The following is a 6,000-nucleotide window of genomic DNA, read 5'->3' as shown; positions in this document are numbered from 1 at the left end:
AAGGGCGTCTGTCAGACCCATCGCGAAAGCTTAGCGGCAGAGATGCTGGAGTCGCGCTTGAGCTTCGGCAATATCGAGAACAACTTGGTGTTCAACTTCCTGGATTACTTGTTGTGGCTTGAGCATGAAGCAAGCGAACCTGTGAAATCTTACGAATTCACTTTCCGTAGTTCGGTGGAGCATTACTACCCGCAGAAGCCTCTGCAAGGCATTGCCCCGCTCGCGCCGAAAGACCTCAACTCATTCGGTAATCTATGTCTGATTAGTCATGAGAAAAACTCTCGCCTAAGCAATTTTACGCCTGGGCAGAAAAGGGAGTTCTATCAAAAAAACACTCTTGACAGCGTTAAACAGCACCTGATGATGAAGGCCGAACCTTGGGATGCCTTTGCCATACGTGAGCATTACCAGCAAATGATGAACGTACTGCTGAAGAGCCTCGCCAGCAAGCACGAGACCAAGTAAACCTTGCAGGATGTACCTGATGACTCAACGACCTCGCTCCGAACGCCGCACCCAGAACCGAGTTGTGGCCTTGTTTACGGACAAAACACGGCCTGATTGCCTCGGCTACAACTACCTGGGCGACTGGGGCAAGCGTGGGCAAAACCGCAACATTGAAGCTGAGCTGCTGCAGGCTAACCTGAAACAGCGCGGCTACTCCGATGCGCAAATATCGGCAGCGTGGCAAAAGCTGATGGATGCGGCGGATACCACTGGTATCACACTGTATCAGGCCAATATGCGTACCTATCGGTTACTGCGTTACGGTGTGCCGGTGCAGGTAGCTATTGGTCAGAGTCATGAGACAGTCCATCTAATTGATTGGGAACATCCTGAGCGCAATGATTTTGCCATCGCTGAGGAAGTAACCTTGCGCGGTGGCCACGAGCGCCGCCCTGATTTGGTGATTTACCTGAATGGTATTGCTATCGGTGTGATTGAGCTGAAGCGTAGCTCAGTTGACGTGGCCGACGGCATCAACCAACTGATCACCAACCAGGAGGAAATCTTCAACCTGGGCTTCTTTAGTACCGTGCAGATGGTTTTTGCTGGCAGCGACTCACAGGGCCTGCGCTATGGTACCGCCACCACTCGCGCCGAGTTTTTTGTCGAGTGGAAAGCTGCTGCGGTAAACCCTGAGCCAAGTGAAGTGAATACTCAGCGTGAGATGCCCGCGAATTATCATTTATTGCCTGGGGCAGAGGTGGGGCAATCGGGTTATTTGCTGGATAACCCGTTGGCTCAGATGTGCGAGAAGTCGCGCCTGCTGGATTTGATCCGTAATTTCATTATCTTCGATGCAGGCATCAAGAAGGTACCGCGCCTTCATCAATACGCCGCAGTTAAGGCTGCACAAGAGCGAATTCGGCGTAAAGAAGGTGGGGTGATTTGGCACACCCAGGGTAGTGGCAAAAGCATTCTGATGGTGTTGATTGCCAAGTGGTTGCTGGAGCATGATCCGGATGCGCGCATTCTGGTGATTACGGATCGCGACGAGCTGGATAAGCAAATCTCCGGGGTGATGCGCAATGCCGGTGTCATCGGCCCCGATTCACCTTCGCCGCGTATCACTTCTCGCGCTGATCTAGTTCAGAAGTTGTCTGCTACTACGCCACGTCTGTTATGTGCGTTGCTGCATAAGTTCGAGCCTGATCTAAGCGTGCCGCCTCCGCCCATGCACGGTAGCTTTTATGTTTTCGTGGATGAATGCCACCGCACCCAGGGTGGTGACATGAACCGGCAAATGAAGCAGTGGCTGGCTAATGCCCTTTTCATTGGCTTTACCGGTACACCCTTGCTGCGCAAAGACAAGCAGACTACACGCGATGTGTTCGGCACCTATATCCACACCTACAAATTCCATGAGGCTGTGGCGGACAAGGTGGTGCTGGATCTGAAGTATGAGGCGCGTGATGTGCCGCAGCGTTTGACGTCGCAAAAGGCTATCGACGCTTGGTTTGAGCAAAAAACCAAAGGGTTGAACAACTACCAGAAGTCGATCCTCCGTAAACGCTGGGCCACCATGGAAGCATTGATGAGTGCCGGCGAGCGCAAGCAGCGCATCATCGCCAGCATCATTGAGGACTTCAGCCTGAAGCCACGGCTAAACAACGACCGGGGGACAGCCATTTTGGTGGCAGCAAGCATCTACGATGCCTGCCATTACTTCCGCTTGTTTCAAGCCACCTCGTTCGGCCCTTACTGTGGCATCGTGACATCCTATGAACCAAACCATAACTCCATCTCTCGTGAGCCGGCGCAGAGTGATGAGCGATACAAGTTCGATACCTATACGCAGTACGTCTTGAAGCAAGGTCAAACCACTACGGCTTACGAAGAAGAGACCAAACGTCGCTTTATCGAGGAGCCGGCCAGTTTGAAGCTGCTCATTGTAGTGAGCAAGCTGCTAACTGGTTTCGATGCTCCCAGTTGCTCATATATCTACCTGGATAACGAGCTGCGAGATCACAACCTATTCCAGGCAATTTGCCGCACTAACCGACTCGATGGTGATGATAAAGACTTTGGCTATATCGTCGACTTCAAGGAGCTTTTTGGTGATGTGCAAGATGCCATTTCGGTATACACCTCCGATGAACTGGACATCGACACCGGCGGCGGTGGTAGCAACAACGTTGAGTTGAAGAACTGGCTGGTCGAAGGCAAGAAGCAGCTAGATGCTGCCCGCGAGGCTCTGAGTTATCTATGTTCTCCTGTCGCGCCGCCGCGTGAAGTTGAGCAGTTTATCTACTATTTCTGTGGAATAGCCTCCGATGCTAACAGCCTAGAAGAGACTGAAGCGCTGCGGATTTCCTTCTATAAGGCAGTGGCTTCATTTGTGCGAGCATTTGCCGACTTGGCGCAGAACCTGACTGACGCGGGTTACTCTGCTGCAGAAGCAGAGAGGTTGCAGGCAGAAGTGCAATTTTATGCCGATTTGCGTGAGGCTATCAAAAAGCACTCTGGCGAAGAGCTTAATATCAAGCCATTCGAAGCGGATATGCGGCACCTGCTCAACACCTATATCCAGGCCGATCACGCCGACGCGATGAGCACGGTTGATAATTTCTCGTTGGTTGAACTGATCATTCAAACCGGCGTTCACGATGCTATTGCCAAGAAGCTAAATTCCAAAGGCAAACTCTCCAAGAATGCAATCGCAGAAGGTATTATCAACAACGTTCGCAAGACCATTATTCGCGATCAGCTCACGGACCCACAGTTCTACAAGAAAATGTCGACGCTGTTAGAGGATCTGATCAAGCAGAGCCGTAATGATGCGGCGGCCTATGAGGAGTTTCTGCGTAAGGCCGAGGCGCTCGTTAGGCAAATAGCGCAGAACGGATCGAGAAGCTCGCCCGAGGCGCTCGTTGGCCATCCAGAAGCCGTAGTTCTGTTCAACAACCTCGACAGCATTGCGACTACCAGCTTCGAGTGTCCGCATGACGAAGATGAAAAAGTCAGGCTAGCTTTAAAGATTGATGAGGCTATTCGCCATAACGCTCCTGCGTCATGGCGGGGAGACGATGCTCGCGAAAAGCAAGTATTGAACGCATTGTTCCCTCTTTTAGGTCGAGACCGGGAAGCCACTGTCGCAATCTTCGAAATTATCAAGAATCAGCAGGGTTACTGATGAACGAGACCATTGAGCTAGGCGACATTTCCATATCGGTGTCGCGTAAAAATATCAAGAACGTCCATCTGAGCGTTCACCCACCGGAGGGACGAGTAACGTTAGCTGCACCAGCCAGTACGCGGCTTGACGTCGCTCGCGCCTATGCAATATCTAAACTGGGTTGGATCCGTGAACAGCAGAGATTGCTGTTGGCCCAGGCTCGTGAGTCACCTCGTCAGTTTGTAGAAAGAGAGAGCCATTATGTATGGGGGCGGCGCTACTTGTTGGTGGTTGCATACCAAGACACCAAGCCTTCTGTTGTTTTAGACCATAAGCGAATTATGCTAATTGTGCGTCCCGGTAGCGACATGCAAACGCGCGCAGATGTTGTGTATGAGTGGCAAAAGCGGCAGATGCACGAAGTGGTCCCCGCATTTATTACCAAATGGGAGCGTAAGCTAGGGGTAAAAGTCTCAAGCTATTTCCTCCAGCGGATGAAAACCAAGTGGGGAAGTTGTAACCACCGGGTAGGTAATATTCGTTTAAATACTGAATTGGTGAAAAAGCCAAAAGATTTACTCGAGTACGTTATTGTTCATGAAATGGTACACCTGCTTGAGCCAACCCATAGCGAGCGCTTTATTTCGATACTGGGAGAGTATTATCCAAACTGGCGTGAGGCTCGAGCTGAATTAAATGCGTTGCCCTTAGCAGCGCAAGCTTGGAAAGATTAAAAGCTTGCCAACTACGGCATGCACTCGACTAAGCAATCTTATTTGCTAGACATAGCCAAGGCCATCTTGTCATGGCACGCCGTCACTATAAATCCGCAAGCTGCAAAGCTTAGCGGACGTCTAGAGAGCCGGCTGCATTAACCATCTATTGGTCCTGAGCTGACCGGCTGCTTAAGAGACGCTGCAGCGTCCCAGCGACACGTGGTGCTAGCAGTTTATTGTCAGCACTCTCGTGAGACAGATAGAGGTGTCTGATGACCAAACAACGTCGTTCCTTTTCCGCCGAATTTAAACGCGAGGCCGCAGGCCTTGTGCTCGATCAAGGCTATAGCCATATCGAAGCCAGTCGTTCGCTTGGGGTAGTCGAGTCCGCGTTGCGTCGCTGGGTTAGTCAACTCCAGCAGGAGCGCAACGGCGTGATGCCTGAGCAGCAGAAAATTCAGGAACTGGAAGCTCGAATCGCTCGTCTTGAGCGGGAGAAATCCATTTTAAAAAAGCTACCGCGCTCTTGATGTCGGAAGAGCACGAGCGCACGCGCTGATTAATCAGCTGAGCGCCCAAGAGCCGGTCGATTGGCTTTGCACAATCTTTGACATTACTCGCTCGTGTTACTACTTCCACCGCCTCAGGCGCCGAACTCCGGACGTTGAGCGGTTTCGGTTGCGCAGTCGGGTCAAAGAACTGTTTACGCAAAGTCGAAGCGCCGCCAGTAGTCGCAGCATGGTGTCGATGATGCAGGAAGACGGTGAGCAAATCGGGCGGTTCAAGGTGCGTGGCCTGATGTGGGAACTGGAGTTGGTTAGCAAACAACTTGGATCACATGCCTATAAACAAGCGACGGTTGAGCGGCCTGACATTCCGAACATCTTGAATTGAGAATTTGATGTGCCAGCGCCGAATCAGGTCTGGTGTGGTGACATCACCTACATCTGGGCTCAAGGGAAATGGCATTACCTAGCTGTCGTTTTGGATCTCTACGCACGACGAATTGTGGGTTGGGCGCTGTCAAACAAGACGGATGCTAATCTGGTCATCAAGGCACTGGATATGGCTTACGAACAGCGTGGCAGGCCTCAAGGGCTGCTGTTTCACTCGGATCAGGGCTCCCAATATAGCAGCCGCCAGTTTTGCCAACGGCCCTGGCGTTACCGCATGCGCCAAAGCATGCGCCGTCGTGGAAACTGTTGGGATAATGCACCGATGGAGCGTGTGTTTCGCAGCTTGAAAACTGAATGGATACCGACTGTGGCTACATGACAGCTCAAGAAGCGCACCGTGATATCAGTTATTACCTGATGCATCGGTATAATTGGATCAGACCGCACCAATTCAACAACGGACTGGCCCCAGCTCAGGCCGAGAAAAAACTTAACGCAGTGTCCGGGATTAGTTGACCACTACAATCCTTTTAATTTATTCGCTCTGATAGTTCGGCCTAACTCTGCTCTGCCCCACTCAATTCCAGGAGCGAGCTCTAGAAGACAACCTCATCTGCTCCTACACAGAGCGGCTTCTGCCAGGCTATTCGTTATAAATAATGTTTTGAAGTAAGTCACAAAAGACTTTAAAGGTGTTTATAAATAACGTACCATTGGTCTATACACTGTATATGTATACAGTTATTTATGATTGACGTTAATTAGACAG

3 protein-coding genes and 1 pseudogene are annotated in these 6,000 nt (G+C 51.1%); all 4 read left to right on the top strand.

Annotation, left to right across the window (positions count from 1 at the left end; genetic code table 11):
* The coding region (locus PLU01S_RS23850; protein WP_139803997.1) for a GmrSD restriction endonuclease domain-containing protein at positions 1–465 on the top strand (465 nt) is incomplete at its 5' end.
* Positions 466–484: 19 nt separating this feature from the next.
* On the top strand, positions 485–3,637 hold the full coding sequence (locus tag PLU01S_RS23845; RefSeq protein ID WP_074830207.1) for a type I restriction endonuclease subunit R: 3,153 nt from the start codon (positions 485–487) through the stop codon (positions 3,635–3,637).
* Positions 3,637–4,353, top strand: coding sequence for a M48 family metallopeptidase (locus PLU01S_RS23840; RefSeq protein WP_074830205.1), 717 nt, complete (start codon positions 3,637–3,639; stop codon positions 4,351–4,353). The genes PLU01S_RS23845 and PLU01S_RS23840 overlap by 1 nt, the downstream gene beginning before the upstream one ends.
* Before the next feature lie 254 nt (positions 4,354–4,607).
* Positions 4,608–5,747 (top strand): annotated as a pseudogene (locus PLU01S_RS23835) (IS3 family transposase).
* The last annotated feature ends 253 nt before the right edge of the window (positions 5,748–6,000 follow it).

This window comes from Pseudomonas luteola NBRC 103146, from assembly GCF_002091675.1.
GTDB lineage: Bacteria > Pseudomonadota > Gammaproteobacteria > Pseudomonadales > Pseudomonadaceae > Chryseomonas > Chryseomonas luteola.
This window is presented reverse-complemented; position numbering and strand designations above follow the sequence as displayed.

Bases quoted from the DNA above. Each gene is read 5' to 3' on its own strand.
- PLU01S_RS23845 (WP_074830207.1), top strand. From the start codon at position 485: ATGACTCAACGACCTCGCTCCGAACGCCGCACCCAGAACCGAGTTGTG.
- PLU01S_RS23840 (WP_074830205.1), top strand. From the start codon at position 3,637: ATGAACGAGACCATTGAGCTAGGCGACATTTCCATATCGGTGTCGCGT.